Annotated in this window: 18 protein-coding genes; 10 read left to right on the plus strand and 8 right to left on the minus strand. The window is 75.2% G+C overall.

The genetic code is table 11. The annotated features are described in order from the left end of the window. Nucleotides 1-251 precede the first annotated feature (251 nt). Nucleotides 252-1886: an AMP-binding protein gene (locus ABTY20_RS00475; RefSeq protein ID WP_351994794.1), complete on the plus strand. Its 1635-nt coding sequence runs from the start codon at nt 252-254 to the stop codon at nt 1884-1886. A gap of 189 nt (nt 1887-2075) precedes the next feature. Here the strand turns inward: ABTY20_RS00475 and ABTY20_RS00480 are convergent, their stop codons facing one another. Next, nucleotides 2076-3095: a diiron oxygenase gene (locus ABTY20_RS00480; protein ID WP_351994795.1), complete on the minus strand. Its 1020-nt coding sequence runs from the start codon at nt 3093-3095 to the stop codon at nt 2076-2078. 204 nt (nt 3096-3299) lie between these two features. Between ABTY20_RS00480 and ABTY20_RS00485 the strand changes: the two genes are divergently transcribed. The 9 genes from ABTY20_RS00485 to ABTY20_RS00525 all read left to right on the plus strand — a co-directional run bounded on the left by ABTY20_RS00485 (nt 3300) and on the right by ABTY20_RS00525 (nt 17256). After that, nucleotides 3300-4115 carry a thioesterase II family protein gene (locus ABTY20_RS00485; protein ID WP_351994796.1) on the plus strand — a complete coding sequence of 272 codons (816 nt, stop codon included), beginning with the start codon at nt 3300-3302 and terminating at the stop codon, nt 4113-4115. A 73-nt stretch (nt 4116-4188) separates the two neighbouring features. Further along, the gene (locus ABTY20_RS00490) at nt 4189-10635 is read left to right on the plus strand and encodes a non-ribosomal peptide synthetase (RefSeq protein ID WP_351994797.1); all 6447 of its coding nucleotides are present in this window, start codon (nt 4189-4191) and stop codon (nt 10633-10635) included. After that, nucleotides 10632-10832 carry an MbtH family protein gene (locus ABTY20_RS00495; protein ID WP_351994798.1) on the plus strand — a complete coding sequence of 67 codons (201 nt, stop codon included), beginning with the start codon at nt 10632-10634 and terminating at the stop codon, nt 10830-10832. The genes ABTY20_RS00490 and ABTY20_RS00495 overlap by 4 nt, the downstream gene beginning before the upstream one ends. A 59-nt stretch (nt 10833-10891) precedes the next feature. Further along, a complete protein-coding gene (locus ABTY20_RS00500) occupies nt 10892-12031 on the plus strand; it encodes a glycine amidinotransferase (protein WP_351994799.1) in 1140 nt (379 codons plus the stop codon). 131 nt (nt 12032-12162) lie between these two features. Beyond that, on the plus strand, nt 12163-13749 hold the full coding sequence (locus ABTY20_RS00505; protein ID WP_351994800.1) for an ABC transporter substrate-binding protein: 1587 nt from the start codon (nt 12163-12165) through the stop codon (nt 13747-13749). A 20-nt stretch (nt 13750-13769) separates the two neighbouring features. Beyond that, a complete protein-coding gene (locus ABTY20_RS00510; protein ID WP_351994911.1) occupies nt 13770-14738 on the plus strand; it encodes an ABC transporter permease in 969 nt (322 codons plus the stop codon). 4 nt (nt 14739-14742) lie between these two features. Next, nucleotides 14743-15630 (plus strand): ABC transporter permease, encoded by an 888-nt coding sequence (locus ABTY20_RS00515; RefSeq protein ID WP_351994801.1) that lies wholly within the window; start codon nt 14743-14745, stop codon nt 15628-15630. Then, on the plus strand, nt 15627-16604 hold the full coding sequence (locus ABTY20_RS00520; RefSeq protein ID WP_351994802.1) for an ABC transporter ATP-binding protein: 978 nt from the start codon (nt 15627-15629) through the stop codon (nt 16602-16604). Before ABTY20_RS00515 ends, ABTY20_RS00520 begins: the two co-directional genes overlap by 4 nt. Next, nucleotides 16597-17256: an ABC transporter ATP-binding protein gene (locus tag ABTY20_RS00525; protein ID WP_351994803.1), complete on the plus strand. Its 660-nt coding sequence runs from the start codon at nt 16597-16599 to the stop codon at nt 17254-17256. Before ABTY20_RS00520 ends, ABTY20_RS00525 begins: the two co-directional genes overlap by 8 nt. 46 nt (nt 17257-17302) lie before the next feature. On the opposite strand, the gene ABTY20_RS00530 is transcribed toward ABTY20_RS00525, so the two are convergent. The 7 genes from ABTY20_RS00530 to ABTY20_RS00560 all read right to left on the minus strand — a co-directional run bounded on the left by ABTY20_RS00530 (nt 17303) and on the right by ABTY20_RS00560 (nt 25832). Beyond that, nucleotides 17303-18064, minus strand: a complete 762-nt coding sequence (locus ABTY20_RS00530) for an SAM-dependent methyltransferase (RefSeq protein WP_351994804.1) — start codon at nt 18062-18064, stop codon at nt 17303-17305. A 94-nt stretch (nt 18065-18158) separates the two neighbouring features. Beyond that, complete coding sequence (locus ABTY20_RS00535) at nt 18159-19277, minus strand: hypothetical protein (protein ID WP_351994912.1); 1119 nt, start codon at nt 19275-19277, stop codon at nt 18159-18161. A 108-nt stretch (nt 19278-19385) separates the two neighbouring features. After that, nucleotides 19386-19628, minus strand: coding sequence for a DUF6411 family protein (locus ABTY20_RS00540; protein WP_351994805.1), 243 nt, complete (start codon nt 19626-19628; stop codon nt 19386-19388). Nucleotides 19629-19754: 126 nt separating this feature from the next. Further along, nucleotides 19755-21041: an ABC transporter substrate-binding protein gene (locus ABTY20_RS00545; RefSeq protein ID WP_351994806.1), complete on the minus strand. Its 1287-nt coding sequence runs from the start codon at nt 21039-21041 to the stop codon at nt 19755-19757. Continuing rightward, nucleotides 21038-22060 (minus strand): hypothetical protein, encoded by a 1023-nt coding sequence (locus ABTY20_RS00550; RefSeq protein ID WP_351994807.1) that lies wholly within the window; start codon nt 22058-22060, stop codon nt 21038-21040. Before ABTY20_RS00550 ends, ABTY20_RS00545 begins: the two co-directional genes overlap by 4 nt. Beyond that, nucleotides 22057-23448 carry a vWA domain-containing protein gene (locus ABTY20_RS00555; protein WP_351994808.1) on the minus strand — a complete coding sequence of 464 codons (1392 nt, stop codon included), beginning with the start codon at nt 23446-23448 and terminating at the stop codon, nt 22057-22059. Before ABTY20_RS00555 ends, ABTY20_RS00550 begins: the two co-directional genes overlap by 4 nt. A 77-nt stretch (nt 23449-23525) precedes the next feature. Continuing rightward, entirely contained in the window at nt 23526-25832 is a 2307-nt protein-coding gene (locus ABTY20_RS00560) for a tetratricopeptide repeat protein (protein ID WP_351994809.1), read from the minus strand. Nucleotides 25833-25876: the final 44 nt, after the last annotated feature.

A 25876-nucleotide genomic window follows, 5' to 3' on the forward strand; every position in this document is an offset into this window, starting at 1 on the left:
GTCCGCGGCGCGGGGTGGGGCGGCACCCCGCTCGATGCTGCACGGGCCGTCCGCCGGTCGCCAGGCAACCGACCGGCAACCGCTGTTGCTGGTGTAACTGCCGCTCGCTCCGGATGAGTTACCGGGCCCCTGCCTGGCGCCGCCCTCCGGGAGCCTTGAGGCTGGCGGTCACCGCACGCGGCGCCCGCGTGCGGGCCGGCCGTGCCGCGGGCATCCCGTGTCGGCACCACATCCCGGAGAGGACGAGCACGTTGGGAATCGGGGACCGAGGTCTGCTCGACTGGCTGGACGACGCGTCCGCCGAACGCGGCCTGTACTACGCGAACCGCGGCGACGGCTGGGACTTCCGGTCCTACCGCGATCTGCGGGAACTGGTGCTGCGCGCCGCCGGGGCCCTGCGGGCGCGGGGTGTCGGGAAGGGCGACGTGGTGGCGCTGGTGCAGCGCTCCGGTCCCGGCTTCGTCGCGACCTTCTTCGGCGCACTGGCCGCGGGCGCCACGCCCTGCACCATCGCCCCGCCGTTCGCCTTCCAGCGGGCCGACGACTACGAGCGGCACGCCGCCCACCTGTTCACCACCGTGCGGCCCCGGATCACCGTCTGCGACGAGGAGTCGCAGGAACGCGTCCGCAAGATCGCCGCCGTGACCGACCTGACGGAACCGGTGGTCTTCGACGAACTCGTGGCCGGGGTACCGCCGCTGGACGGCCCGCTGCCCCTGCCGGAGACCGCGCTGGTGCAGTTCACCTCGGGCTCCAGCGGCTTCTCCCGGGGCGTGCGGATCTCCGCGGAGGCCCTGCGCACCAACCTCACGGGGATGCGCGGCTGGCTGGGCTGCGCCCCGGAGCTCCCGGCGATCAGCTGGCTGCCGGTCCACCACGACATGGGCCTGGTCGGCTTCCTGCTCAACGTCGTCGTCACCGGTTTCGACGGGCACATGCTCCAGCCGGACGACTTCATCCGCTCGCCGCAGCGCTACCTGCGGCGGATCAGCGAGCGGCGGATCGCGATGACGGCCATGCCCAACTTCGGCCTCTCCTACATCCTGCGCCGCGTCCGCCCGGCCGACCTCGAGGGCCTGCGGTTCGACTCGCTGCGCTGCGTCATCATCGGCGCCGAACGCGTCGACCCGGAGGTGCTGGACGACGTCCACGCCCTGCTCGGTCCGCACGGCCTCGACCGCGGCGCCCTGCTGCCCGCCTACGGCAGCGCGGAGGCGACCCTCGCCGTGACCGGGCTGGCCCCCGGCGAGGGCTGGTCGACGCGCGAGCCGGACGAGGGCGACGCGGGCTCCCTCGCCGGCACGGCGGTGGTCGGCTGCGGCCGGCCGCTCGAGGGCCGTACGGTGACCGTCGTCTCCGAAAGCGGGGACGCGCTGCCGGACGGGCAGGTCGGCGAGATCGTGGTGGGCGGCGTGTCCATCGCCGACGGCTACGTCGGCGACGCCGGCACCGCCTCCGGCACCAGCATCGGCGACCGGCTGCGGACCGGCGACGCGGGATTCCTGCGCGACGGGCAGCTGTTCGTGATCGGCCGGCTCGGCGACGGGCTGAAGGTCAGCGGCAAGATGGTGTTCGCCGAGAGCCTGGAGACGCTGCTGCACCAGCGCGGCATCCCCGAGCGCCGGGTCGCGGTGCTGCTCGGCGTCCGCGACGGCACGCCGACCGGCGTGGCCGTCTTCGCGGGTGTCCGGGACGGCTGGCGGCGCACCGCCCACGAGGTGTTGTCCACGTGGCTGGGCGACGCCGAACTCCTCGCCGTCGAGGTCCCGCGCGGCGGCATCGCGGTCACCTCCAGCGGCAAGCCCAGGCGCCGGGTGATCTGGAAGGCGCTGTGCGGCGGGGCGTACGAGGACACGGCCCGGCCGCTGACGGCCGGGGACGACTGACGGGCGGAGGCGTCGGGTGGGGGCCGGCGGCGGGCCCGTGCGGTCGCGGGACCCGCCCGGCCCCCGTGGCGCGGCCGGGCTCCGTGCGTGACGGCCGGTCCGCCGTCACGGCGTGCGCGGGCCCGCGGGTTCCCGGTGGGGCGCAGGGCCGCGGAACACGTCCGATGGCGTCGCGCGGTGGCCGGCGGCTCAGCGGACCGCGGCCATCGTCTCCGCCCGCACCAGGTTCTCCGCGATCAGGAGTTCCCGCACCTTCTGCGACAGCATGCCCAGCTGCCGCAGCACGTGGATGACCTGCTGGAACAGCAGCTGCCGGTACGTGGCCATCATCGGGTTGGTGCGCGCGAACCGCACGCCCAGCTCCACGTCCAGGTCCATGCGCTCCCAGAGCTCCCGCAGCATGAACCGGCGCGACATCAACCGGATCGCCTCCAGCAGGAAGTCCTCCCGCTCGCGCAGCTCCGCCGAGGTCACCTGCTGGTACATGCCGGTGAGCGCGGTGACGCCGAAGGCGATGTGCCGGGCCTCGTCGCTCGCCACCATCCGCGTGATCTGCCGGATCAGCGGGTCGCCGAAGCCGCTGCTGGCCAGCCGCAGCCCGGTGATGGCCAGGCCCTCCATGACCACCTGCATGCCGAGGTAGACGATGTCCCAGCGCGACTCCGACAGCACGTCGTGCAGCAGCGTCCCCAGGCCCGGGTTGACCGGGTACACCACACCCAGCTTCTCGTCGACGTAGCGGGCGAACGCCTCCACGTGCCGCGCCTCGTCGGCGACCTGGGAGGCGGCGTAGGTCTTCGCGTCCATGTCGGGCACGGTCTCGACGAGCCGGGCCGTCGTCACCAGCGCGCCCTGTTCCCCGTGGAGGAACTGGCTGCACATCCACGCCTGGTACTCCCACCGGAACCGGGTGAGCAGTTCCCGGGGCACCGGGCTGCCCTCGCCGACCACGAACGACGCCAGTCTCGCGCCGTTCTCCTCCGGCAGTTCCGAACCGAAACGGACGTCGTGGTCCCAGTCGATGTCGGTGGTGGCGTTCCACTGGGAGGCCTTGTTCTTCTCGTACAGGCTCCACACACGGCTGTCGCGCTTGCCGTAGTCCCAGTTCAGGCAGGCCCGGGTGAGGCTCTCCACCTCCATCAGCTCCGCCTTGACGGATTCCAGGGTGAAGAACGTCGGGTCGGCTGCCTCGTCAGGAAGGGCGGTCATCGTGAAGGAGATCCCCTCGGGGAGCAAGAGCAGGACTGTTCCGCCGATCCTCGCCACCGGGCGTTCCCGCAGGCCAGGCAGGTGCCGGGCAACTGGGCGGCAGAGGTGTTGCCGGTCGGTGTGCCTGGCCCCGTCGCCGCCGGCCGCCCACCATCGTCCCTGCGGACCACCACCCGGAGAACGACCGGCCGACGAAGGAGCGGGATGCGAACCGACGCCGCCGCACGACCCTCCCACCGTGCGCACACCCCGACGCGCGGTGTGGACAGTCCGTGGATCGTCGGCCGGGTGGCGGCACCCGACGCCCGTCTGAGGCTGATCTGCCTGCCGCAGGCGGGCGGAAGCGCCGCGTCGTTCGCGCCCTGGCGGCTCACCCCGCCGCCGGGCATCGAACTGGCCACGGTGGAACTGCCCGGCCGGGGCGTCCGCAGCGCCGAGCCGGGGCCCGGCACCCTGGAGGAGCTCGCCGACGCCGTGCTCGACGGCATAGCCGGGGAACTCCGGGCGCCGTACGCCCTCTTCGGCCACAGCTTCGGCGCCCTGATCGGCTACGAGCTCGCCGTCCGCATCCGCCGCCGTGGCCTCACCCCGCCCGCCGCGCTGCTCGTCTCCGCCTCCCGCGCCCCGCACGCCCGGGTGCTCCGGCGGGTCACCGGCCACGACGACGAGGGCCTGCTCAGCTGGCTGGAGGGGTTCGGCGGCTTCCCGCCCGAACTGCGCCGCTATCCCGCGTACCTGCGGTACGCCGTGCGCACGGTCCGCCGCGACCTGGCGCTGGCCGAGGCGTACGCGGCCCCCGGTCCTGCGCCCGTCGGCTGCCCCCTGCACGTGTTCGGCGGCGCCGACGACACGCTGGTGGGCCCGCACCAGCTGGAGGGCTGGCGGGACTGCGCCGACGACGGGTTCGTCCTGCGGATGCTGCCCGGCGGCCACGACTGTCCGTTCACCCACGCAGGGGACATGCTCGACGCCCTCGTGCGGGCTCTCGCCCCGCTCGCCCGGCCGGCTCCCCGCTCCTGACCCACCGGCCGGACCCCGCCCGGGCGAGCGCGTCGTCGTACGCGCCGCCGACCGCTTCCGGGAAGACCTCACAGTGAAGACCAACGTCGCCCCGCAGGACCGTCGGCCCTCGCAGCCGGCGCCGCAGAGCACCGCCCCGTCACCGATCGAGGCCGCGCTGCCCCTCACCCCGTTGCAGGAGGGCATGCTCTTCCACGCCCTGTACGACCCCGAGGGCGCGGACGTCTACACCGTCCAGGCGCCCTTCGAACTGACCGGCCGGCTCGACGCCGACGCGCTCAGAGCCGCCTGTACGGACACGCTCGCCCGGCACACCGCGCTGCGGGCCGGTTTCCGCGAGCGCGCCGGCGGGCAGCCCGTGCAGCTGATCCGCCGTACCGCGACCACGTCCTGGACCGCGCTGGACCTCGCGGACGAGGAGGAACCCGTCCGCGTCGAGAAGCTGGTCGCCTTCCTGGAGGAGGAGCGGCGCCGGCGCTTCGACCCGGCGGACCCGCCGCTGATCCGGTTCGCGCTCGTCCGGCTCGCCGCGGACCGGCACGCGTTCGTGCTGACGTACCACCACATCCTGCTCGACGGCTGGTCGGTGCCCCTGGTGCTGGAGGACCTGTTCACCCGGTACCACCACCACGCCGCGGGCGGCGGTACCGTCACCGGCGCCCCTCCCGCTCCCCTCACCGACTACCTGCGCTGGCTGTCCCGGCGGGACCGGGCCGCCGCCGAACGGGCCTGGGGCGAGGCGCTGGCCGGACTGGCCCGGCCGACGCTCGTCGCGCCGGGCGCCGCCGAGGCCGGCGGCGGGACACTGCCCGGACTGGTCCGCGTCACCCTGCCCGAGGACACCAGCCGCGTGCTGGAGCGGGCCGCGCGCCGGCACGGCCTCACCCTCAACTCGGTCGTCCAGGGCACCTGGGCGCTGCTGCTGGCGATGCTCACCGGGTGCGACGACGTGGTGTTCGGGCAGACCGTGCACGGCCGCCCGGCCGACCTCCCCGGGGCCGGCCGGATCGTGGGTCTGCTGATGAACACCGTCCCCGTGCGCGTGCGGATCGACCCCGCGGAACCGACGGCCGTGCTCTTCGCGCGGATCCAGGACGAGCAGCTCGCCCTCGCCCCGCACCAGCACCTCGGTCTGACCGACGTGCGGCGCCTGGCCGGCCACGGGCCGCTGTTCGACACCGCGACCAGCTTCGGGGACGCGCCCCTGGGCTGGGACGCCCTGCGCGACGCCGTCCCCGGCCTGCGCATCGCCCCCCTGCTGCGGGCCGAGGAGGAGACCGGGGACGCCGGGGCCGCCGAAGCTCCCGGCGGGCAGGAGATCACCGGTGCGACGCACTACCCGCTGAGCGTCGTCGCCCTCGCCGGCCCTCGGCTGAGCCTCCACATCAGCTACCGCAGGGACCTGTTCGACGCCGACCGCATGGAGCTGATCGGCTCCCGCCTGCGGCTGCTGCTCGACGGCTTCGCGCAGGACCCCACGGCGCCCGTCGCCCGGCTGCCCCTGCTGACCGCCGAGGAGCGCCGGAAGGTGCTGGACGAGTGGGGCCGCGGCTCCGGAGCGCTCCCCGAACCGGTTCCGCTGACCCGGCGGTTCGCGGAGCAGGCGCGCGCCACCCCCGACGCCCCGGCCGTGGCCGACGCCGAGCGCACGCTCACGTACCGCGAGCTGGAGGACGCCGCCGGCCGGCTGGCCCGGCTCCTGACCGAACGGGGCGTCGCCCGCGGCGACCTGGTGGCCGTCGTCCTGCCGCGCGGCACCGATCTGGTCGTGGCCCTGCTCGCCGTGCTGAAGGCCGGCGCCGGGTACGTGCCGGTCGACCCCGGCCACCCCGCGGAGCGCATCGCCTTCCTGCTCGACGACTCCGCACCCGCCGCCGTGGTCTGCGCCGACGCCGGCCACCCCGCCCTCGCCGGCCGCCCGGCGCCCGTCCCGCTCGGCGACCCGGCCGTACGGGCGGCCCTGGCGGCGTTCGACGGGCCCGCCCCGGACGCCGAGGTGCGGCCCGGGGACACCGCGTACGTGATCTACACCTCCGGCTCGACCGGCCGCCCCAAGGGCGTGGTCGTCGAGCACCGCACGGTCGACGGCTACCTCGCCTTCGCCCGCGCCGCCTACCCCGGGCTGGCCGACCGGGCGCTGGTGCACTCGCCGCCGTCGTTCGACCTCACCGTCACCGGCATGCTCGGCCCCCTGACCGCGGGCGGCCTGGTCCACGTCGTGGACCTGGACGGCGTCGACGCCCCGGCCGGCGCCGGGATCCGGCCGCCCGCGTTCGTCAAGGCCACCCCCAGCCACCTGCCGGTGCTCACGGCCTCCTCCGACTGGTACTCGCCCACCGGGCAGCTGGTCCTCGGCGGCGAGCAGCTGACCGGCGAGTCGCTCGCCCAGTGGCGTGCGGACCACCCCGACGTGACGGTCGTCAACGAGTACGGCCCCACCGAGGCGACCGTCGGCTGCACGGAGTACCGCCTGGAACCCGGCGATCCGCTGCCCCGGGGCGCCGTGCCCATCGGCGGCCCCGTGCCCGCCGCGCGGCTCCACGTCCTCGATCCCTGGCTGCGCCCGGTACCGCCGGGCGTCCCCGGCGAGCTGTACATCGGGGGCGACGTCCTGGCCCGGGGCTACGCCCGCCGCCCCGGTCTCACCGCGGCCCGCTTCGTCGCCGATCCGTTCGGTGCGCCGGGCGCCCGGATGTACCGCACCGGCGACCTCGTGTGGTGGCGGCCCGACGGCGTCCTGGTCTACGGCGGGCGCACCGACGACCAGGTGAAGCTCCGCGGTCACCGCGTCGAGCTCGGCGAGGTCGAGGCCGTGATCGGCACCGACCCCGCGGTCGCCCGGGTGGCCGCGGCCGTGCGCGAGGACCGGCGCGGCACCCCCCGCCTGGTGGCGTACGTGGTGCCCGGCTCCGGGAGCGGCCTCTCCGGCCTGGCGGACCGCGTCGCCGGACTGCTGCCCGCCTACATGGTGCCCTCGGCCTTCGTCCCGCTGACCGAGCTCCCGCTCACCCCCAACGGCAAGGTCGACCGCGCCGCGCTGCCCGCACCCGAGCACGCCCGCAGGCCCGAGCGGCCCGGGGAGTCCGTGCCGACGCGGACCGGCCCGGGGGCCGCTCCGGTCCCCGGGCCGGACGGTGGCGCCGCGTCGTTGCTGGCGGGGCTGTTCGGTCAGGTGCTGGGGCTGGAGGCGGTGGGGGCCGAGGAGGACTTCTTCGGTCTCGGCGGTGATTCGATCACGGTGATCCAGTTGGTGGCGCGGGCGCGCGAGGCGGGGGTGCGGCTGACGCCGAAGCAGGTGTTCACGCACCGTACGTCCGCCGCGCTGGCCGCCTCCCTGGCGCAGTCCGTGCCGACGCGGACCGGCCCGGGGGCCGGGGCCGCCGGCCCGCGGCCCGCCCCGGTCGTCGACGACCCGGTGTCCACCGCCCCGGTGTCCACCACTCCGGCGTCCACCGCCCCGGCCCCCGTCGGCCCGCGGCCCGACGCCGTCACCGTCGTCCCCGCCACGCCCCTCATGCGACGCCTGCAGGCGCACGGCGGCGGTTACGACGCCTTCCACCAGTCCACCCTGCTGCGCGTGCCGCCCGCCCTCGGCGTCGACCGGCTGCGCACCGCCGTGGACGCCGTCCTGGCCCGCCACCAGGCACTGCGCGGACGGCTGCGCGAGGACGGGTCCCTCGCCGTGGACCCCGCCCCGGGCACCGCGCCCCCGGGCACCGTGCGGCGGGTCGACGTCACCGCCCGGACCGCCGACGACGAGGAACTGCGCGACCGGATCGCCGCCTGCGCCGCGGAGGACGCCGACGCCCTCGCCCCGCGCGACGGCGCCATGCTGCGGGTCACCTGGTTCGACGCGGGGGACACCCGTCAGGGACGCCTGCTCGTCACCGTCCACCACCTCGCCGTCGACGCGGTGTCCTGGCACGTCGTGCTCATGGACCTCCACACCGCCTGGCGCGCCGCCACGTCCGGAGCCACCGTGCGGCTCGACCCCGTGCCGCTGCCGCTCGCCGAGTGGAGCGGTGCCCTGCACCGGGCGGCGCACACGGACGACGTCCTCGCCGAACTCCCTCATTGGCGGCGGACCCTGGAGGCCGGCGGACCGGTCCTCACCGACGCGCCGCTGTCGCCCTCCCGGGACATCCAGGCCACCGCCGGCGAGCTGCGCCGCACCCTGCCCGAGGACCTGACCGGCAAGCTCCTCGCCACGGTGCCCACCGCGTTCGGCGCCCGTACGCACGAGGTGCTGCTCACCGCCCTCGCCCTCGCGGCGACCGCCCGGCGGGGCCCGGAGGCCGGCGGCACCTCCGTCGTGATCGACGTCGAGGGCCACGGCCGCGAGCCGCTCGAGCACGAGGCCGACCTGTCGGAAACCGTCGGCTGGCTCACCTCCCTGTACCCGGTCCGCCTCGACCCGCAGGTCCCCGGGTGGAGCCCCGACGGCGCCGACCCGGCGTCCGACGACCGCCTCGGCGAGGCCGTGCGCCGGGTCACGGCCCAGCTCGGCCGGGTGCCGCGCAACGGCCTCGGCTACGGCCTGCTGCGCCACCTCAATCGCGGCACGGCGGCAGACCTGGCCGGCCTCACCCCACCCCAGCTGTGCTTCAACTACCTCGGCCGGCAGAACGGTTCGGCGTCCGGGGACGAGGACTGGAACGTCGCTCCCGAGTCCGGCGTGCTGCCGCTCGGTGCCGACCCGCGGATGCCGCTGACCCACGTCGTCGAGGTCGACGCCGCGGTCGAGGAAGGTCCGGACGGGCCCCGGCTCGTCGCCCACTGGCGGTGGGCCCGGCGCCTCCTGACCGACTCCGAGGCGGCGGAACTGGCCGACCTGTGGTTCGCGGCGCTGCGCGCCCTCGTCGTCCACGCCACCGCGCGCCCGGCCCGCGTCGCACAGGACGAGGCCGCCGAACGGTCCCGGCTGGCCGCCCGCATCGGCCGTCCCGTCGAGCAGCTGCTGCCGATGACACCCACCCAGGAGGGGCTGCTCTTCCACGCCCGCTACGCCGGCGGGGACCTCGACGTCTACACCGTGCAGATCGCGATGGAGACCGAGGGCCCGCTGGACGTCGAACGGTTCCGGCGGGCCTGCGACGCCCTGCTGCGCCGTCACCCGGTGCTCCGCGCCGCCTTCCTCCAGCGGCGTTCGGGCGAGCCGGTGCAGGCCGTGGCGGAACACGTCCGGATGCCCTGGCAGGTCCACGACCTGACCGGGCTGGACGGTCCGGAGCAGGACGCCCGCCGTGCCGCGCTCCTGGCCGCCGACCGGCACCGCCGCTTCGACCCCGCCGTGCCGCCACTGATGCGCTGCACCGTGCTCGCGCTCGCCGGGGACCGGCACGAACTGGTGCTGAGCACGCACCACCTGCTCGCCGACGGCTGGTCCACGTCCCTGCTGCTGCGGGACCTCCTGGCACTCTTCGACGGCGACGGCGACGCCGGGAGCCCGGCCGCCACCGGCCGCTGCCGCGATCACCTGGAGTGGCTCGCCGCGCAGGACCGGGACGAGGCGCGCGCCGCCTGGAGCGCGGCCCTGTCCGGCCTGCCCGGGCCCACCCTGGTGAGCCCGGGCCGCGACACCGCCCGCGTGCGGGTCCTGCCGAAGACCCTCGCCGTCGAGCTCCCCGAGGCGGAGACCGCCGCCCTGCTCGACGCGGTCCGCGGTCACGGCGTCACGCTCAACACCCTGGTCCGCGCGGCGTGGGCGCTGTGCCTGCACGACCTGACCGGGCAGCGGGACCTGCTCTTCGGCGCCGTGGTCTCGGGGCGGGAGGCCGATCTGCCGGACGTCGCCGAGACCGTCGGGATGTTCGTCAACACCGTGCCGGTCCGGGTGCGCCTGGACGCCGACGAGCCGGTGGCGGACCTGTTGCGCCGCATGCAGGGCGAGCAGGCGGTGCTGCTGCCCCACCACCACCTCGCCCTGGCCGAGGTGCAGCGGGCCGTGGGACGGGGCCCGCTGTTCGACAGCTGCGTGGTCTTCGAGAACTTCCCCCTGGCCCAGGGCCTCCCGACCCCCGAGGGCGGTCTGCGCCTGGTCGGGCTGGCGGGCCACGACCCCTACCACTACCCGCTGAAGCTCATGGTCGCGCCCGGCAGCCGGCTCCGGCTGGAGATCGGCCACCGCGCCGACCTCCTCGACGAGGGGACCGGTGAGCGGGTCGTCTCCCGGATGCACGAGCTGCTGACCACCCTGGCGCCGGCGCTCACCGCCCCGACCGGACGCTTCCTGCGCCACCACGCCCCGTCCGCCGCCTCGCCGGACGCCGACGGCCGGCGCCTGTGCGAACTGGCGGCCGACGTCCTGGGGCGCACGGCCGTCGGCGCCGACGACGACGTGTTCGCCCTCGGCTGCGACTCACTGACCGCGCTGCGCCTGGTCGGCCGCATCGAGGCCGAACTGGACGTCGCCCTCGACGTCTCGGCCGTCTTCCGCCACCGCACACCCAGAGCCCTCGCCGTCGCGCTCGCCGCACGACGGGACGACGCCGAGACCGCACCCACCGGGAGAACGACATGACCAACCCCTTCGACGACGAGAACGGCACCTTCCACGTGCTCGTCAACGGCGAACGCCAGCACTGCCTCTGGCCCGCCTTCGCCCTGGTGCCGCCCGGCTGGGACGTCGTCCTCGCCGACAGCGACCGGCGGACCTGCCTGGACCACATCGAGCAGAACTGGACCGACATGCGCCCGGCGAGCCTCGCCGACGCGTGACCCGTCCCGCCGGCGCGCACCCCGCCCCGCCCCGCCCTCACAGACAGGTGACCGCACCCATGCAGAACGACTCCGTGGTCGTCAACTCCTGGAACGAATGGGACCCCCTCGAGGAGATGGTCGTCGGCTCGGCCGACAACGCCTGCTTCGAGCCCACCGAGCCGGGCAGCCGGCCCGCCGTCCGCAGCGCCCCCGGCACGCCCTTCCCGACCGGCCCGAAGTCCAAGGAGGCGATCGACCTCGCCAACGAGGAGCTCGAGGGACTCGTCCGCCTTCTGGAGTCCCAGGGCGTCACGGTCCGCCGTCCCGCCCCGCACGACTTCTCCCGCCCGCTGGCCACTCCCGACTTCGAGGTCGAGAACCAGTACTGCTCGGTCTGCCCGCGCGACGTGATGATCACCCTGGGCAACGAGATCGTCGAGGCCACCATGTCGCGCCGGGCCCGCTACTTCGAGTACCAGCCGTACCGCAAACTGGTCTACGAGTACTGGAACGCCGACCCGCGCGTGACGTGGACCGCCGCCCCCAAGCCCTCGATGGCGGACGGCATGTACCGCGAGGACTTCTGGGAGTGGCCGCTGGAGCAGCGGCACGAGCGCATGCACGCCTTCGAGTTCTGCGTCACCCAGGACGAGATCGTCTTCGACGCCGCCGACATGAGCCGGCTCGGCCGGGACGTCCTCGTCCAGGAGTCGATGACCACCAACCGGGCGGGCATCCGCTGGCTCAGGCAGCACCTGGAGCCACGCGGCTTCCGCGTCCACACCGTGCACTTCCCGCTGGACTTCTTCCCCTCCCACATCGACTGCACCTTCGTGCCGCTGCGTCCCGGCCTGATCCTCACCAACCCCGAACGCCCGCTGAAGGAGGGCGAGGAGAAGATGTTCCTCGCCAACGACTGGGAACTGCTCGAGGCCCCGCAGCCGGTGCTGACCAACGAGGAGATGCCGCAGTACTGCCAGTCCTCCAAGTGGCTGTCCATGAACGTGCTCAGCATCTCCCCGACCAAGGTCGTCTGCGAGGAGAACGAGAAGCCCCTCCAGGATCTGCTGGCCGACCGGGGCTTCGAGGTGTTCACGGTGCCCTTCCGGCACGTCTTCGAGTACGGCGGCTCCCTGCACTGCGCCACCTGGGACGTCCGCCGCACCGGCACCCGCGAGGACTACTTCCCCCGCCTCGACCACACCCCTCTCGTCTGACACGGACGGCCCGGCCCTTCGCCCTCCCGCCGCCCGCGAGGGCGGGGGAGCGGGGGGCCGCTGTCCTGGACGACCTCTTGTTGCAATTAATATGCAACAAAGGTTTCCAGGCAGTAGGGGTGTGAGGTTCGATGACGACCCGACGTATACGGAGCGCCGCCGCCGCGGCCGCGATGGCCGGTGCGGTCGCCGCCTGCTCGGCGCCCGGCGGCGGCGCGGACGGCGGGGCGTCCGCCGACTCCGTCGTGATCGGGGTCCCGTCCGAACCGGACACCCTCAGCCCCCTGCTCGGCTACGGCAAGGACGGCAACTCCAAGATCTTCGACGGACTCCTCGCCCGCGACGCCGACATGGAGCTGAAGCCCGCCCTGGCGAAGGCGCTCCCCGAGGTGACCGACGGCGGCCGCACCTACACGTACACCCTGCGCGAGGGCGTGAAGTTCAGCGACGGCGAGCCGCTGACCGCCGACGACGTGGTCTTCACGTACGAGACCGTGCTGGACGACGGGACCAACAACACCGCCAGGAGCGAACTGGCCGCGATCAAGGAGGTCGAGGCGGTCGGCGACGACAAGGTCGTCTTCACCCTCGACCACCCCTACGCGGCCTTCGCCGCCCGCACGGTGCTGCCCGTCGTCCCCGAGCACGTCGCGGGCGGACAGGACCCCAACACCGGCTCCTTCAACACGAAGCCGATCGGCACCGGACCGTACGTCCTCACCGGCTGGAGCAAGGGCGAGAAGCTCACCTTCGAGGCCAATCCGCACTACTGGGGCGGCGCCCCGAAGGTGAGGAAGCTCACCATGGCGATCATCGCCGACGACGACGTCCGCGCCACCCGGCTGCGCTCCGGCGACCTCGACGGCGCGACCCTCCCGCCCAACCTCGCCGCCACCTTCAAGGACGACGACGGCAGGAAGACCTACCGGGCGACGTCGTACGACTTCCGCGCCGTGAGCCTCCCCACCGGCAATCCCGTCACCGGCGACACCGCGATCCGCCGCGCCCTGGACCTCGCCGTGGACCGCGAGGCCATGGTCGACAAGATCCTCGACGGCGCCGGCCGCCCCGCCTACGGCCCGCTGCCCGTCGACGACCCCTGGTTCGCGAAGGACGTCGAACGCTCCCGGGACCTCGACGAGGCCGGGGCCGTCCTCGACGAGGCCGGCTGGAAGGCCGGCGAGGACGGCATCCGCGCCAAGGACGGCCGCCCCGCCCGCTTCACCCTCTACTACCCCTCCGGCGACAAGGTCCGCCAGGACCACGCCCTCGCCTACGCCTCCGACGCCAAGAAGGCCGGCATCGACGTCAGGGTCGAGAGCGCCACCTGGGAGGTCATCGAACCCCGGATGAAGCACGACGCCGTCCTCGCCGGCTTCGGCAGCACCGGCGACCCCGACTTCGGCCTCTACACCCTGCTGCACTCCTCGCTCGCCGGCGACGGCTTCAACAACATGGCCCGGTACGACAACCCGGCCGTCGACGAGGCCCTCGACACCGGCCGCCGCGGCCGGGACCCCGAGGACCGCAGGGCCGCCTACGACACCCTCCAGCGCGAACTGGTGAAGAACCCCGGCTACACCTTCCTCACCCACATCGACCACATGTACGTCCTCGCCGACCGCTGGAAGGACCTCACCACCCAGGTCGAACCGCACGAGCACGGCTTCGCCAGCGGCCCCTGGTGGAACGTCGAGGACTGGCGGCCCGACGCATGACCGCGCTCCCCTGGGGAGAGATGACCCGGCTCACGGCACGGCGGGCCCTGTCCGCCGTGCCCGTGCTGCTCGTCGTCACCTTCGGCGTGTTCGCCGTCGCCGCCGCCTCCCCCTTCGACCCCGTCAAGGCGTACGCCGGCACCGCCGCGCTCGGCGCCGACCAGGAGACCCTGGACCGGCTGCGGGAGAACCTCGGCGTGGACCGGCCCTTCACCGCCCGCTGGTGGGACTGGCTGACCTCCGCGCTCGGCGGCGACCTCGGGCAGTCCACCGTGATGCGCCAGCCCGTGGCCGAGGTGATCGGCGAACGCCTGGTCTGGTCGGTCCTGCTGTGCGCCGTCGCGTTCGCCGTCGCCGTCCTGCTCGGCACCGTCCTCGGCGTCCTCGCCGCCCGCCGCCCCGGCTCGCTCCTCGACCGCACGGTCACCTCCCTCGCGTACGCCCTGGAGGCCGCCCCGGTCTTCTGGACCGCCCTGCTCGCCGTCTGGCTGTTCGCCCTCCACCTGGACGTCCTGCCGGCCGGCGGCCTCACCGACACCGGCAGCGACCGGGTCACCTTCGGCCAGGTCACCGGCCACCTGGTGCTGCCCGCCGGCGTCCTCGCCGTCTCCCAGCTGCCCTGGTTCACGCTCTACGTCCGCCAGGGCGTCGGCGACGCCCTGGCGGAGGACCCCGTGCGCGGCGCCAGGGCCCGCGGCCTGAGCGAGCGCACCGTCCTGCTCGGCCACGCCCTGCGCTCCGGACTGCTGCCCGTGCTCACCCTGATCGGCTCCCGCGTCCCCGAACTCATCACCGGCGCCCTGCTGGTGGAGACCGTGTTCAGCTGGCCGGGCATCGCCGCGGCCACCGTGGAGGCGGCCACCTCCGTCGACTTCCCGCTGCTGGCCGCGCTGACCACCCTCGCCACCGCCGCCGTCCTCGCCGGAAACCTCCTCGCCGACCTGCTCTACGGGCTGATCGACCCGAGGGTGAAGCTGAAGGAGATGTGACCCCATGGCCGACCCCACCGCCGTCGCGGCGACGACGGCGTGGCGCGCGCACGGCGCCGCCCGCCGCTCCACCCACACCCTGCGCCTGCGCGTCTCCGCCGCCCTGGTCGCCGTGACGGTCCTCGCGGTGCTCCTCGTACCGCCGCTGGTCCGGCTCGACCAGCAGGCCGTCGACCTCGCCGCCAAACTCCTGCCGCCGTCCTGGTCCCACCCCTTCGGCACCGACGACGTGGGCCGCGACCTGCTGCTGCGCTGCGTCTACGGGCTGCGGGTCTCCCTGCTCGTGGGCGTGGTGGCCGCGCTCGCCGCCACCGTGATCGGCACCGCCGTCGGCGCCGTCGCCGGCGCGCTCGGCGGCTGGACCGACCGCGCGGTCATGCGCCTGGTCGACACCTTCTCCTCCGTGCCGCACCTGCTGCTCGGCGTCTTCATCGTCGCCATGTTCCGGCCGGGCGTCTGGCCGGTGGTGGTCTCCGTCGGCCTCACCCACTGGCTGTCCACCGCCCGCATCGTGCGCGCCGAGGTCCTCTCGCTGCGCTCCCGCCCCTACATCGACGCGGCCGTCTCCGGCGGCGCCTCCCGCCGGCGGGTCCTCGTCCGGCACCTGCTGCCCGGCGTGCTGCCCCAGGCCGGCCTCGCCGCCGTCCTGATGGTCCCGCACGCCATGTGGCACGAGTCGGCCCTGTCCTTCCTCGGCCTCGGCCTGCCCACCCACACGGCCAGCCTCGGCACCCTCGTCCAGGGCGCCCGCGGCTCCCTGCTCGCCGGGCAGTGGTGGCCGACCCTCTTCCCCGGCCTGTTCCTGATCATCCCCACGCTCGCCGTCGCCGGCCTCGCCGGAGCCTGGCGGGAGCGGATCAACCCCCGCCGCCGATCGGAGCTCATGCTGTGACCGAGCGATCCCCCGTGCTGTCGGTGCGCGGCCTGTCCGTGCGCTTCCTGCTGCCGGGCGGCCGTCGGATCGCCGCCGTCACCGACGCCCGCTTCGACGTGGCGCCCGGCGAGTGCCTCGCCCTGATCGGCGAGAGCGGCTGCGGCAAGTCCGTCCTCGCCTCCGCCCTCCTCGGCCTGCTCCCCGCCAACGCGCGGACCGCGGGCGGCGCGTTCCTCGGCGACCTGGACCTGCTGACCGCCGACGAGCGCACCCTCGCCCGCACGATACGGGGCCGGCGCATCGGCCTCGTCCCGCAGAGCCCGGCCGCGCACCTCACCCCGGTGCGCACCATCCGCTCCCAGACGGAGGAGACGGTCGCCCAGCTCACCGGCGTCCGGGGCCGCGCCGCCCTGCGCGCCGCCGCCGAACGGGCCGCAAAGCGCGCCGGGTTCCCGCCGGACCACCTCGACCGGTACCCCCACGAGCTCTCCGGCGGCCTCGCCCAGCGCGCCGCCACCGCCCTCGCCCTGATCGGCGACGCACCCCTGCTGCTCGCCGACGAACCCACCACCGGGCTCGACCGCGACCTGGTGGACCGCACCGTCGACGAACTGCGCCGCCACGTCGACGCCGACGGCGGCCGGGCGCTGCTGATGATCACCCACGACCTCGCGGCGGCGGAACGCGTCGCCGACCGGGTGGCGGTCATGTACGCGGGCCGCATCGTCGAACTCGCCGACGCCACGGCCTTCTTCGGTGCCCCCGGCCCCCGCCACCCCTACAGCCGGGGCCTTCTGGACGCCCTCCCCGACCGGGCCTTCACCCCCATCCCCGGCCTGCCCCCCGAACTGGGCGACCTCCCCGACGGCTGCGCCTTCGCCGCCCGCTGCGACCGGGTCACCGACGCGTGCGCCGCGCTGCCGTCCTTCACCGGGTCGATCGCCTGCCACCACCCGGTCCCGGCACCCGCCCCGGAGGACGTCCGTGCTTGAACTGCGCGCCATCACCGCCGGATACGAGCGTCGCACCCCCGTCGTCCGGGACGCGACCCTCACCGTCTCCCCCGGGGAGTCCGTCGGCCTGCTCGGCCCCAGCGGCTGCGGCAAGTCCACCCTGGCGAGGGTCGCCGCCCTCCTCCACCGCCCGGACCGCGGGGACGTCGTCCTCGACGGCACCCCCGTGCACCGCTGGCGCCACCGCGCCCCGCGGGAGCTGCGCACCGCCGTCGGCGTCGTCTTCCAGCAGCCCCGCCTCTCCGCCGACCCGCGCCTGCGCCTCACCGACCTGATCGCGGAACCCCTGCGCGCCACGGGCCGCCGTGCGGCCGTCCCCGGCCGGGTCGCCGAACTCGCCGACACCGTCGGCCTGACCCCCGACCTGCTCACCCGCCGCCCCCACGAGGTCAGCGACGGCCAGCTCCAGCGCGCCTGCCTGGCCCGGGCCCTGGTGCTGCGCCCCCGCTGGCTGATCTGCGACGAGATGACCGCGATGCTGGACGCCTCGACCACGGCCGCGCTGGTCGGGGTCGTCGAGGACTACCGGGCCTCGACCGGCGCGGGCCTGCTGGCCGTGGGCCACGACCGGACCCTCCTGGACCGCTGGTGCGACCGCACGGCCCACTGGGACACGGTCACCGGCCGGTGACGCCGCCACCGGGGAAGAGGGCGGGCCCGCCGGGTCCCGCGCCGGCTCACGGCGTCGCGCGCGGTCCGGTGCGGCCGGACGTGGGGCGCAGCACCAGGCAGACGAAGCCGAAGACGTCCCGGTAGGCGCGCAGCCAGCCGTCGCGGTGGGCGGAGGCCGCCGCCAGGGCCTGCGCGCCGTCCGGATCGTCCGGGTGGTCCAGGGCCCAGGAGGCCAGCGACCCCGTCCACGCCCATTCGTAGTCGTCGAGCTCCCGGCGCGAGCTGATGTGCCCGTGGACCGGGGTCCATCCGTCGGCGACGACGCGGTCCACCGTGGCCGGCAGGTCATGGAGGCCGCCGAGCAGCTCGACGGCCTCCGGGGAGGGCTCCCGTGCCCAGAACCCGTCGCCGATCAGGACGCGTCCGCCGGGAGCCAGGTGTGCGCGGGCCGCCGCGAGGGTGGCGGGCAGACCGCCGAAGGCGTGCGTGGCCCCGACGCTGATCACCAGGTCGAAGGCGTGGGAGGCGGCGAAGTCCCGGGCGTCCCCGTGGTGCAGCACCAGGCGTTCCCGGACCCCGCGCACGCGCGCCGCCTCCCGGGCGTGTTCCAGCGAGCCCGCGGAGACGTCGACGCCCTCGGCCCGCAGGCGCGGATACCGGGCCAGGGCGCGCAGCAGCCACTCCCCGCCGCCGCAGCCGAGGTCGAGCACCCGCGCGTCCTCGCGCGGGACGCCGTGGTCCAGCAGCCGCCGCACCGAGTCGTCGTCGAGCGGGGCCGCGATCGGGTGATCGGCGTGGGCGAGCCGGGAGATCCGTTCACGATGCATCGCCGGAGCCTGACACGGACGGAGCCGGCCCGCACCCTCTTTTCCCCCGCCGGACGGCCGGTGCCGGCGGCCGGGACCGCCGGCACCGGTGGGGTCAGCCCTCGACGCCCTCCGGGAAGTCCTCCTCGCCGAGCTCGCTCGCCGCGAAGCCGCCGAGGAAGCCTCCCATGAGCTCGTCGACGCGCACCTCGGTGGCGTTCGCCGGGGCCGTGGCCTTCTCGCCCCCGCCCAGGCGCAGCACCAGCGCGAACTTCTTCACCTCCGGCTTCTCCGCCAGCTTGGCGAGGTCCACGGAGACCTCGGTCAGCTCGCCGTCCTTCAGCGTGAAGTCGGCCGTGACCTTCTCGTTCGGCGCGTCCTCGAAGTCCTCGGCCGTCGGCATCCCGGAGCCCACCGGCGACTTCCCGGCCAGCGGGCCGATCTCGTCGAACAGCTCGGTCATCAGGGTGCGGAAGGGCGCCGTGGCCTTGATGTGCTCGGTGCCGTCCGACCCCTCGGAGGTGGTGAAGTCGACCTCCCGGACGATGATCCGCCGCAGCGCCCCGGTGAGCTTCTTCCGCGTCCTGGCGTCGAGCGTGGGCTCCGCCGAGGGCTCCCCGCCCCCGGCGCCGGACGCCTGCTCGCCGGCCTCCTCCAGGTCCTTCGTCTCGACCTTGATCCACTCACCGGCCAGGAGCTTCTTGAACGCGCCCGCGCTGTCGGGCAGTTCGTCGGCCGACGGCATGGGGGCGCCGCCCATCCGCCCGACCGCCTCCAGGTCGGCGCGCAGGTAGGTGTGGTCGCCGACCATCCGGTACTCGAACAGTCCGCCGTCCGGGCCGCTGAGCTTCATCGCCATGCCGCTGAGGTCCTTCTCACCGGACCGGCCGAGCGGCTTCTCGGACCGCACGGAGAGGGAGAGCCGCGCGTCGCCGAGCAGTTCGGCGACCTCGTCGGGCATCGCGTCCTCGGGCGCCGCCCCGGCGTCCAGTGCCTTCAGCGTCGCGGCGTCGGTGTCCAGGTCCAGCTCGAAGGAGAGCGAGCGCTCCTCGCCGAGCTTCTCGAAGGCCCGGTCGAGCTTCTGACCGGCGGACAGGTTCTCCACGGTGCCGCAGGCGGCGGACCCGGCCAGGACGGCGGTGGCGACGGCGGCGGCGGTGAAGGTCTTGCGTATGGCGGAAATGACGGTCTCCTCGTGAACACGACCGGTGTGGTCACCGGGAAGACCGCTCAGCACCCCGAACGGTTGTACGCGGCACGCGGATCGGGTGGCCCGCCCCCGGGTCCGCGGGGGCGGGCCACCCGATCCCGGGGCGGCCGCGGGGAGCCGGCCGGACGGACCTCAGAAGGGCAGCCGGCCACGCGTGCGGCGTCCGGCGGACCCGCTGCGGCCCACGGCCTTGGAACTGCTGCGGAACGGCTTGCTGAACAGCCGGCCCAGGGGCCCGGGCGCCTTGCCGCCGGCGCGGGAGCCGACGCCCAGCACGCGCTGGGTGCCGCGCTCGGGCCCCCGGGACAGCCGGGGCACGAGGAACGCCAGGACGGCGAGGACGACGCACAGGGCGACAACACCGACGATGACCACAATGACCTCCCGGGGACGTGGGTGCCCTACCGGATGCCCCCGCGGACGGCCCCCATGCCCCGGCGCCGAACCGGAGGCCGCGGCGCCGGGGCCGTCGTGCCCCGCGCGACGGGCGGCGCCCGTCGCTCACCGCGTGCTGCACACCGTCTTCGGAGCCGCTCCGCCGCCGGCCGCCGGCGCGGGCTGCGCGTCCTGCACCTGCTGCACGTCCTCGAGGAGTTCCCCGAGGCCGGGGTCCCGGCCGGAGGCGGCCCTGGCGATGGTCAGCAGCACGGCCTCGTAGAAGGCGCCCCGCACGGCGGGCGCCATGACGTCCGAGGCGTCCAGGCAGCGGGGCCCCTGACGGAGCCGCCGGGCGATCCCGCCCCTGACCGCGTCGTCCGGTGGCGTCACCCGGCGGTTCGCCGAGAAGACGCCCGCCCGTTCGGCCCATTTCTCCTGGCCCTCCTTCGACGCCAGCCTCCCGATCAGCTCCCTGGCCTCGGGGCGGTCGCTGAACAGGGCCGCGAAGTCGCCGGTCACCTCGTGCGCCCGGACCCGGTCGCCGCCGTCGGGCAGGAGCGGGGCGGAGTCCGTCAGGCGCGCGTGCCGCGCGTCGGCCCCGTAGAAGGAGAGCGCGAAGGAGCCCTGGTGCTCCAGGGCGCACCCGGCGGGTTCCTCGGGGCGGTCGGGGTCGCTGAAGAGCAGTCCGCTGCCCTTCGGATGGCCGCGGTGGTCGGTGAGCAGCGCCCGTCCGGCCGCGGCCCGGTCCTGTCGCAGCAGGCGGTCCCAGGCCTTCCAGGCGGAGCGCACCGGAGCGCTCCGCCACCATCGCGTCCCGCCGGCGCCCAGCGCCCACTTCTCGTAGACCTCCGGACCCTCCCGCTGCAGCACGAGGTCCTCGATCCAGTCGGTGCCGGGCCAGCCGGAGGCGCCGTCGTCCCCCATGCCGACGCACCAGCGCCCCAGCGGGGCCGGTGACGTGCCCGGCTGCTCGCCCTCGCGGTACCAGACGATGCTCTTCAGGTCCGCCTTGACCGGGACCCAGTACACGTGCCCGGAGGACGTGCCGGACGGCATCCAGGGGGCGCCGTACTCCCGCGGGTCGTAGAGCTCGTCCAGCGGCTCCAGGAGGCCGCTGCCGGCGTACTCGGCGAGTTCCCCGAGGCCCGGCATGATCACGATGTCCGGGGGGTCGCCCGACTGCACCTTGGAGAGCAGCACGTCCCGCTGGGCCGCGGTGCCCTGGTAGCGGAAGGGGACGCCGAACTCCCGCAGCACGCTCTCGAACTGCTCCTCCTGCCCGGCCGTCCACGTCCCGAGGACGGTCACCGGCTCCTCGTCGTCGTGCTGCGCCCAGACCACCACCATGCCGCCGGCGACGAGCAGCAGCATGACCACACCGAACACCAGCATCGCGAACCGCCGGGTCACCGTCGCCTCCAGTAGTCGTGGTCGAGCCGCAGACCGAGCCCCAGCGCGGGCAGGACGACGGCCAGCAGGCCGCCGACGAGGGAGCCCCGGTGCACCGACTCGGTCCACGCGTCGCCGGCCGGCTGCCGCCGGACCCTCTCCGACATCTCCGTGACCTTCCGCTGCGCCACGGCCGGCGGGACGTCCCGCTGCCAGGACGCGGCGGTGATCCGCCGCAGGTCCCCGAGCGTCGCGTCGACGTCGTCCTGGGTGGAGTACGCCGTCGTCAGCGGCACCACCGCGAGCAGCGCGGTGAGGACGAACGCCGCCAGCAGGTACGGGTTCCAGTCGCGGCCGCAGCGGTCGCGCAGCACGAACAGCGCCGAGAGCAGGGTCAGCGCCGCCGCCGCCAGGGAGAGCTCGACGACCCACCACCCGGCGTGCTGCCACCACCCCATGGCGGCCGTGGACTCGGCGTGCTCCACCTGGGCCCGCTGCAGGGCCTTCAGACGCGGTGCGATCCCCACCGTCTCGCGGGTGAGCAGCGAGTGGGCCTCCTGGAGCTTCTGCTCCGGCATGAGGGGCTGGTCGCGGTAGAGGGACGTGCCGAGACCGAGCGAGTTGCTGTAGGTGGCGAGCAGGCCCTTGACCGTGCCGAGGTCCTGGTCCGTGCGGTCGGCGATCCGGGACAGGCCCTGGTCGGCGGCCGAGAGCTGGGACCGGTAGGCCTCGCCCGAGCCCGCGACGCCGATGAGCTTCCTCTCCAGCAGGCGGCCGGCCTCCTCGTCGGCGCGCAGGGCCGCGAGCCGGGCGGCGGCGAGCCCCTGCACGGCCGGCGCCTCACGGGACGCGAGCGCCTCGGCGCCGTGCTGGACCTGGCGTCCGGAGAGGAACAGGGCGGCCGACGCCACGGCCGTGAGCAGCAACAGCACCACCAGGTGCGCCTCCAGCAGCCGGCGGGTCCGCCAGGGGCCCAGCCGCCGGCGCCAGAACGCGGCGGGGGAGTACCGGCGCCGGGAGGCGGTGCGCCCGGCCGTCACAGCAGCCTCTTTCCGCACGCGATGCAGTGGCGGGCCTCGCTCCCCGCCGGGGTGCCGCAGCCGGCGCAGCGCGGACCGGGCCGGATCCCGGCGGGATCGGCCGGGGGGCCGCCGGGACGGGACCCGGCGCGCAGGATCATCGGGCCGAGGGTGCCGGCGTCGACGGCGCGCAGCCGGACCCGCCCCTCGGCCGCGTCCTCGATGCGGGCGACCGCGCCGATCTCGTCCAGCACCCAGTCCGTGCCGAACCGCACGGCCAGCCGGGCGGCCTGCCCCAGGCACTCCTCCGCGACGTCGCGCCGGCCCTCCCGGAGGGCGACCAGTCCCCGGCGCAGCGCGCTCCGCATCCGGGCGGTGGCGTTGAGGGTGCGCACGCTGTCGGCGCCCGCCGGGGCGTGCGGCGGGGACTGCCCGGGAAGGTGCCAGCGGGCGGTGACGGGCGCGTGGACGTCGCCGACGGAGACCATGGCGAACTGCAGCTCGGTCTCCAGCGGGTCGGTGTCGGAGTCGGCGACCAGGGTGAGCAGGTAGTCGCGTCGTCCCTGCTCCCACTGGTAGGTGGGGAAGCTCCAGCGGTGCGGCCGGCCGGGCTGGGGCAGGCCGCCCAGGCGGTGCGGCCGGGGCGCCTTCTCGCTGAGCGAGACCTGCCGCACGGAGGGCCGCACGGTCACCTCGATCGGCAGCTGCGGGGTGTGCACCCGGCGCAGCCGCTGGAGGGCGGCGGTGACCGCACGGCCCAGCCCGTCGTCCACGAACTCCGCCGTGCCGTGCAGGCGTTCGGCGAGGGCCAGCAGGGGGTCGGGCGTCCAGTCCGCGCCCACGGCGAACACGTCACAGGTGAACTGACCGGCGCAGGCGTCCAGTTCCTCCTCCAGCCGGTCATCGGCGGCGGAGGCGCTGCTGCCGTCGGTGATCAGCACCAGATGGCGCACGGAGACCGGCCGGCCGGTGAGCAGGGCGCGCGCCGCGGCCACCCAGGCGGCGTACCCGGCGGGACGCGGCCCCTCCCGGTGCAGCGGGAGCGAGCCCGCGACGAAGGCGGCCCGGCGCCTGGCGTCCTGGTCGGCGACGGCCCACTCGTCGTCGCCCCGGGGGTAGCAGCGGACCGGCTCGGGGCCGCTGCCGAGCACGGTGAAGGAGATGCGGTCGGGCAGGGCGCGCAGCACCGCCGGCAGGGCGTGCCGGACGGCCGCCCGGTGGGACTCGGCGACGTCCACCGCGATGATCACGGCGAGCTGGACGGCGGGCAGGTCGGTGGGGGCGCCGTCGGCGGACACGTCGACCCGCAGATGGGCCTCGATCTTCGCGCTGCGGTGCGGACGCGGATCGTCGCCGAGGTCGACGTGCAATCGGATGCCCGGCTGCGACTGCCGGGTGGGGCTGCTCATGTCGTACGTCACCGCTCCTTCGCCTTCGTCGCCGGGCGCCGTCCCGTTCGGTCGTCCCGTTCGGTCGCCTCGTGAGGTCAGAACACGGTCTGCGGCCGTACCGCGTGCATGAGGTCCACGAGGTGCTCGTGGGCGGCCGGTTCCTGGTGGCGCGCCGCCAGCCGCCGGTAGAGCGACTCCAGCCGCTCGCGCGACGCGCGCTCCGGCGCGCTCAGACGGCGCAGGGCGCGGGCGGTGAGCCGTCCGGCGCCGCTCCCCGGGGAGCCGGGGCGGTCGCCGAGGCCGTGCACCGCGTCCAGTTTCCACTCGTGGAGCTCGGTGCTCAGCCGCAGCGCCTCGTCCTCCGACAGGCCCGGCTCCCCGTCGCCCGGACGCCGGCCCACCAGGCCGCGCAGTTCGGCCAGGGCCGCGTCGACCTCGGCGGGCGGGGGCAGCGGGTCACCGTCCCCGGGCAGCCGGGCGGCGCGGATGCGCAGGGCGGCGATCCGGGCGACGGTGTGGTCCAGCGTGCCCTGCCGGACCCGGCCCAGCACGTCGATCGCCGCCTGCCGGTCGCGCGCCCGCAGCGCGAGCCGGGCCAGGCCGAGGGCGGCGCCGCCGTGCGCGGGGTTGCGGGCGAACACCGCCTCGTACAGTTCCCCGGCCGTGGGCCCGGCGGTGTCGTCGCCGAGCCGCTCCGCGCAGTGCGCGAGGGCCAGTTTGGGGGCGTACTCGCCGGGCAGTTCGAGGTGGACCCGGGTGAAGTGGCGCCGGGCCGCGGCGACCTGCCGGGGGTCGTCGTCGAGGTCGGCGCTGCGCAGCGCGACCAGGGCGCGGTGCCACTCCAGCCGCCACCGGCGCACCGCGGGCGGCCCCGGGACGGAGTCGGCCGTGTCCAGCTCCTCCTGGGCCCGCCGCAGGTCGTCGCGGGTGTTCCGGCCCAGCAGGACGCGCACGTTGTGCAGGTGGATCTCCACCGAGCGCGGCTTGTCGTCCTCCTGGTTGAGGAGCCGGCCCGGGTCGTAGCCGCTGCTCACCTGGAACCGGGTGGCCTGCGGGTCGCCCGGGTACGGCCGGGGCACCGGCAGGCAGGCGGCGATCTCGGTGGGGGTGGGCGTGCCGAGGTCGAGGACCGGCGCCACGGGCGGCTGGTACCGGTCGCGGCGGGGCCGGTCCAGCCAGTGCCCGATGTCCGGCACCGTGCCGAGCCGGGCGCCCGGCAGCCGGTTGGACGGCCGGAAGTGGTCGGAGGGCTCCGGCGGGTCGCTCTTGCCGCGCAGCGCGCGGATCTCCCGCAGGGCGCCGCGCAGTTGGCCGACCATCTCGCGGGCGTCGGTGAAGCGGCGGCCCGGGTCGGTCCGCACGGCACGGTCGAGGACCCGGTCGAAGGAGGCGGTGCCGAGGCCGGGCACCTCGGTGACGGCCCAGCGGGCGAGTTCCCGCAGGGTGACGCCGACGGTGTGCAGGTCGTGGGCGACGGTGGGCACGGCCGACGTCCCGGTCTCGGGCGCCATGTAGTCGGGCGTGACGTGGGCGGGCGGCAGGTTCTGGCCCTGTTCGCGCATGCCGCCGAGGTCGATGACCTTGATGCCGTCCCGGTGGTGCACCACGTTGGAGGGCTTCATGTCCCCGTACACGAAGACCCGTTCGCCGTCGGCGTGCAGGTGGACGAAGGCCTCGAGGATCTGGCAGCCGTACGCCGCCACGTGCTCGATGTCGAGGACCGACTCCCCGCGCCGGACCTCCTCGGTGACCTTCGCGAGGGTGCCGTCGCCGACGTCGTCCATGACGATGTAGCCGCCGGTGACCTCCCCGGTGCCGTCCCGGCGGGCGACGAAGTCGCGGATCTGGACGATGCGGGGGTGGCGGATGGCGACGAGGTTGCGGCGTTCCACGTCGGCGAGGCGGGCGCCGTCGTGCTCGTACCGGTTGAGCAGTCCCTTGACGGCGACGACGTCGCCGAGGTGGGTGTCCTCGGCGAGGTAGACCCAGCCCTGGCCGCCGTGCGCGATGGGTCCCATGATCCGGTACTGGTCGCGCAGGACGTCGCCCTCGGCGAGCTCGGGCCGGTACGAGTAGCGTTCGCCGCACGCCGGGCAGAACCCCTCGACGGGCACCGGGCCCTCGGTGTAGGGCGGGGCGAAGGTGATGCCGCAGTCGGCGGACGAGCAGCTCATGCGGATGCGCGGCGGCGCCTCGGGGCGGACGAGGCGTTCCCCGGCGGGGCGCGGCTCGCGCTCGGGGAGGGCGAGGAGTTCGCGGGGGCCGAGCTCGCGGGGGTCGCCGGGCAGGTCGGGCAGTCCGGGGCCGTCCGCCGCGCGGCCGCAGGCGGCGCAGTAGCCGGTGGGCAGCACGGCGCCGCCGCAGGGGGCTCCGCTGAAGCGCCGGTGCGGGCAGGTCGTCATCCTCGCGCGGCCCTCCTCCCCCGCCCGGGCCGGGCGGTGCGCCG

Origin of the sequence: Streptomyces sp. NPDC126497, assembly GCF_040302425.1 — a bacterium.
Taxonomy (GTDB): domain Bacteria; phylum Actinomycetota; class Actinomycetes; order Streptomycetales; family Streptomycetaceae; genus Streptomyces.